Annotated in this window: 3 protein-coding genes; 2 read left to right on the top strand and 1 reads right to left on the bottom strand. The window is 72.3% G+C overall.

Features of this window, described 5'->3' with window-relative positions:
* Positions 1-29: 29 nt before the first annotated feature.
* On the bottom strand, positions 30-1322 hold the full coding sequence (locus WH07_RS34600) for a geranylgeranyl reductase family protein (RefSeq protein WP_106409750.1): 1293 nt from the start codon (positions 1320-1322) through the stop codon (positions 30-32).
* Positions 1323-1481: 159 nt separating this feature from the next.
* Between WH07_RS34600 and WH07_RS34595 the strand changes: the two genes are divergently transcribed.
* Both WH07_RS34595 and WH07_RS34590 read left to right on the top strand, forming a co-directional pair.
* Positions 1482-2867: a dipeptidase gene (locus WH07_RS34595; RefSeq protein WP_046508961.1), complete on the top strand. Its 1386-nt coding sequence runs from the start codon at positions 1482-1484 to the stop codon at positions 2865-2867.
* Between the two features lie 217 nt (positions 2868-3084).
* Positions 3085-3750, top strand: a complete 666-nt coding sequence (locus tag WH07_RS34590; protein ID WP_046508966.1) for an MBL fold metallo-hydrolase — start codon at positions 3085-3087, stop codon at positions 3748-3750.
* The last annotated feature ends 83 nt before the right edge of the window (positions 3751-3833 follow it).

Raw genomic sequence — 3833 nt, 5'->3', positions numbered from 1 at the left:
CGCCTACCCCGCCGCGTACTGCCTCGCGCTCACTCCCTCGTGCCCGCGCCCGCCCCCGGCACCGTTTCCGGCTCCGGTGCGCTCTCCTCCGGCACGGCCGCCCCCGCTTGTCTGCGGTCCAGCAGGTCGAGCGCGCGCCGGGCCAACGGGTGGGTCCTGACCAGGCCGGCCAGTGAGGTCGAGCCGCGCGCGATGTCCGCGAACGCGTTCCAGGCCGGGCGCAGCCCGGTGATCGCCGCGTGCAGCAGCCCCGGGCGGCGCTCGAAGATGGCGAGCATCCGCCGCCCGACCCCCATCTCCACACCGAGACCCGCCTTGATCGCGAAGGCGTAGTTCAGCGCCTGGCGCCGGGCGTCCACGGCGTCATGCGCCTCGGAGATCCGTACCGCCCACTCCCCCGCCAGCCGCCCCGACCGCAGGGCGAACGAAATCCCTTCCCTGGTCCAGGGCTCCAGCAGTCCCGCCGCGTCCCCGCACACCAGCACCCGCCCCCGCGACAGCGGCGAGTCGTCACTGCGGCACCGGGTGAGATGCCCGGACGACACCGAGGGCTCGAACCCGGCGAGCCCGAGCCGGGCGATGAAGTCCTCCAGATAGCGCTTGGTCGCCGCGCCCTCGCCACGCGCCGAGATCACCCCGACGGTGAGTGTGTCCCCCTTGGGGAACACCCAGCCGTAACTCCCGGGCAGCGGGCCCCAGTCGATGAGCACCCGGCCCGCCCAGTCCTCCGCGACCGGCGGCGGCACGGGGATCTCGGACTCCAGACCCAGGTCGACCTGGTCGAGCTTGACTCCGACGTGCGCGCCTATCCGGCTGGCGCTGCCGTCGGCGCCGACCACGGCCCGCGCCAGCACCGTCTCACCGCCGGCGAGCACCACGGCGACCGTACGGCGGTCGGGCACCGCCGGGCCGTGCTGTTCGACGCGCGTGACACTCACGCCCGTACGCAGCACCGCACCGGCCTTCTGCGCGTGCTCCACCAGGCTCTGGTCGAACTCGGGGCGGTTGATGAGCCCGAAGAGCATCCGCTTGGAGCGGCGGGTACGGGCCAGCTTCCCGTTCAGCGAGAACGTCACCGCGTGCACCCGGTCCCTGAGCGGCAGTTCGAAGCCGGGCGGCAGCGCATCGCGCGAGGGCCCGATGATCCCGCCCCCGCAGGTCTTGTAGCGGGGCAACTCGGCTTTCTCCAGCAGCAGCACCTGACGGCCCGCGACCGCCGCCGCGTATGCCGCGGAGGCCCCCGCCGGTCCTGCGCCGACCACAACGACATCCCATACCGGCTCGTCGTGCTCGCTTCCGGCGTCTGCGTTCTCGCTGCTCACGATGTGCTTCTGCTCCTGATCCGACCGGTGGCCCCTGTTGTCGAACGGCATCCTACGGCCAGGGCCCGGCAAGCCCGCTGTGGGAGGATCGCCAGTGCCCTTCGACGTACACGACGACTTACACGACGAGACAACGACCCAGCCACCAGGAGCGTGCCCATGACCGCGAATCCGATCACCGAGACCACGGATCCGATCGCCGGAACCGTCGCGTCCCTGCTGCCACGTGCCCGTACGGAGCTGGCGGAGCTGGTGTCGTTCCGCTCCGTGGCGGATCCCGCGGTGTTCCCGAAGAGCGAGTGCGAGTCCGCCGCGGCGTGGGTGGCCGACGCGCTGCGCGCCGAGGACTTCCAGGATGTGTCGCTCCTCGACACCCCGGACGGTACACAATCCGTCTACGGTCTGCTGCCCGGCCCCGAGGGTGCCCCCACCGTACTGCTCTACGCCCACTACGACGTACAGCCGCCGCTGGACGAATCGGCTTGGCGGACACCGCCGTTCGAGCTGACCGAGCACGACGGCCGCTGGTACGGGCGCGGCGCCGCCGACTGCAAGGGCGGCTTCGTGATGCATCTCCTCGCGCTGCGCGCCCTCAAGGCGAACGGCGGTGTGCCGGTGACGGTCAAGGTCATCGCCGAGGGCTCGGAGGAGCAGGGCACCGGCGGTCTCGAACGGTACGCGGAGGCGCACCCGGAGCTGCTCGCCGCCGACACGATCGTCATCGGTGACGCCGGGAACTTCCGGCTGGGGCTGCCGACGGTCACGGCCACCCTGCGCGGGATGACGATGGTGCGCGTACGGATCGACACGCTCGAAGGGAATCTGCACTCGGGGGCGTTCGGCGGAGCCGCGCCCGACGCGCTCGCCGCGCTGATCAGGGTGCTGGACTCGCTGCGCGCGGAGGACGGTACGACCACGGTGGACGGCCTGCCCTCGGGCGCGGGCTGGGACGGACTCGCGTACGGCGAGGCCGAGTTCCGCGAGGACGCGAAGGTGCTCGACGGGGTCGGGCTGATCGGCGGCGGTTCCGTCGCCGACCGGATCTGGGCGCGGCCCGCGGTGACCGTCCTGGGCATCGACTGCCCGCCGGTGGTGGGGGCCACCCCGTCCATCCAGGCGAGCGCGCGGGCGACGGTCAGTCTGCGGATCCCGCCGGGCCAGGACGCGGCCGAGGCGACGGAGTTGCTGACCGCGCACATCGAGAAGCACACTCCGTGGGGCGCGCGGGTGTCGGTGGAACAGGTGGGCCAGGGCCAGCCGTTCCGCGCGGACACGTCGAGCCCGGCGTACGCGGCGATGGCGGACGCGATGCGGGTGGCGTACCCGGGGCAGGAGATGCAGACGGCGGGTCAGGGCGGGTCCATCCCGCTGTGCAACACCCTGGCCGCGCTGTATCCGGAGGCGGAGATCCTGCTGATCGGGCTGAGTGAGCCGGAGGCACAGATCCACGCGGTGAACGAGAGTGTGTCGCCGGAGGAGCTGAGGCGGCTGTCGGTGGCTGAGGCCCACTTCCTGGTCAACTACGCGGATTCCAAGAAGGGTTGAGGCAGCGGCGCGCCGGGCGGGGCTCGGGCGGGTCGGCCGGGCTGAGAGGCCAGGTCCGACCCCGGCCCGGCCCGACCCGGCCCGGCCAGCCCGGTCCGACCGACGCGGCGTGAGCGGCCCGGCCCCGGTCCGGCCGTTCAGCGGAGAGCGAGATCGCGGAGAGCGTAGCCGCGTACGGCCGACGCGCCCGGCTGCGTACGGTCGCCGTATGGACCTCATCGACCTCGTGGAGATTCGCCCGCGGCTGCATATGCTGCGCTTCCCGATCGGCCAGGCCTATCTCTGGCGCGACGGCGACGAACTGACCCTGGTCGACGCCGGACACAGCGATGGCGCGTCCGGCATCGAGCGGGCGATCCGGGGCCTCGGAGCGCGCCCCGAGGCCCTGCGCCGGATCGTCCTCACCCACTGCCACCGCGACCATGTCGGCGCCGCCGAGGAGCTGGCGGAGCGGTACGGCGCACAGGTGCTGGCACACCGGCTGGACGCCCCGGTGGTACGAGGGGAGCTGCCGGTGCCCGAACCGGTGCTGCTGGACTGGGAAGTCCCGCTGTACGAGCACGGCCTGACGGTCCCTCAGGCGCCGCCCACCCGGGTCGACCGCGAGCTGGAGGACGGTGACGAACTGGACTTCGGCGACGGCGCCCGGGTGATCCACGCCCCCGGTCACACCGACGGCTCGATCGGTATCCATCTGCCCCGCCACGGTGTGCTGTTCGTCGGCGACACGATCGCCTCGGTGGGCCGCATCATGCTGGGTGTCTTCAATGTGGACCGCGCCCGCGCCCAGGAGTCCATGCGCCGCCTGGTCGCACTGTCCCCAACGACAGTGTGTTACGGCCACGGCGACCCCACCCCGGGCTTCGGAGACCTCACCGAGTAGAGCGCACCGAGCAGACCGTACTCATGGCTCACGAAGGAGCGGGGCGGGGACAGGTCGTACTCGTGGCGTACTCGGGGGTGGGG

The sequence above is a fragment of the Streptomyces odonnellii genome, assembly GCF_000981895.1.
Classification (GTDB): Bacteria; Actinomycetota; Actinomycetes; order Streptomycetales; family Streptomycetaceae; genus Streptomyces; species Streptomyces odonnellii.
The sequence above is the reverse complement of the archived record's forward strand: the minus strand, read 5'-3'. Positions and strand labels throughout refer to the sequence as shown.

Excerpts from the sequence above, each read along its gene's own strand:
- WH07_RS34595 (WP_046508961.1), top strand. The coding sequence starts at position 1,482 with ATGACCGCGAATCCGATCACCGAGACCACGGATCCGATCGCCGGAACC.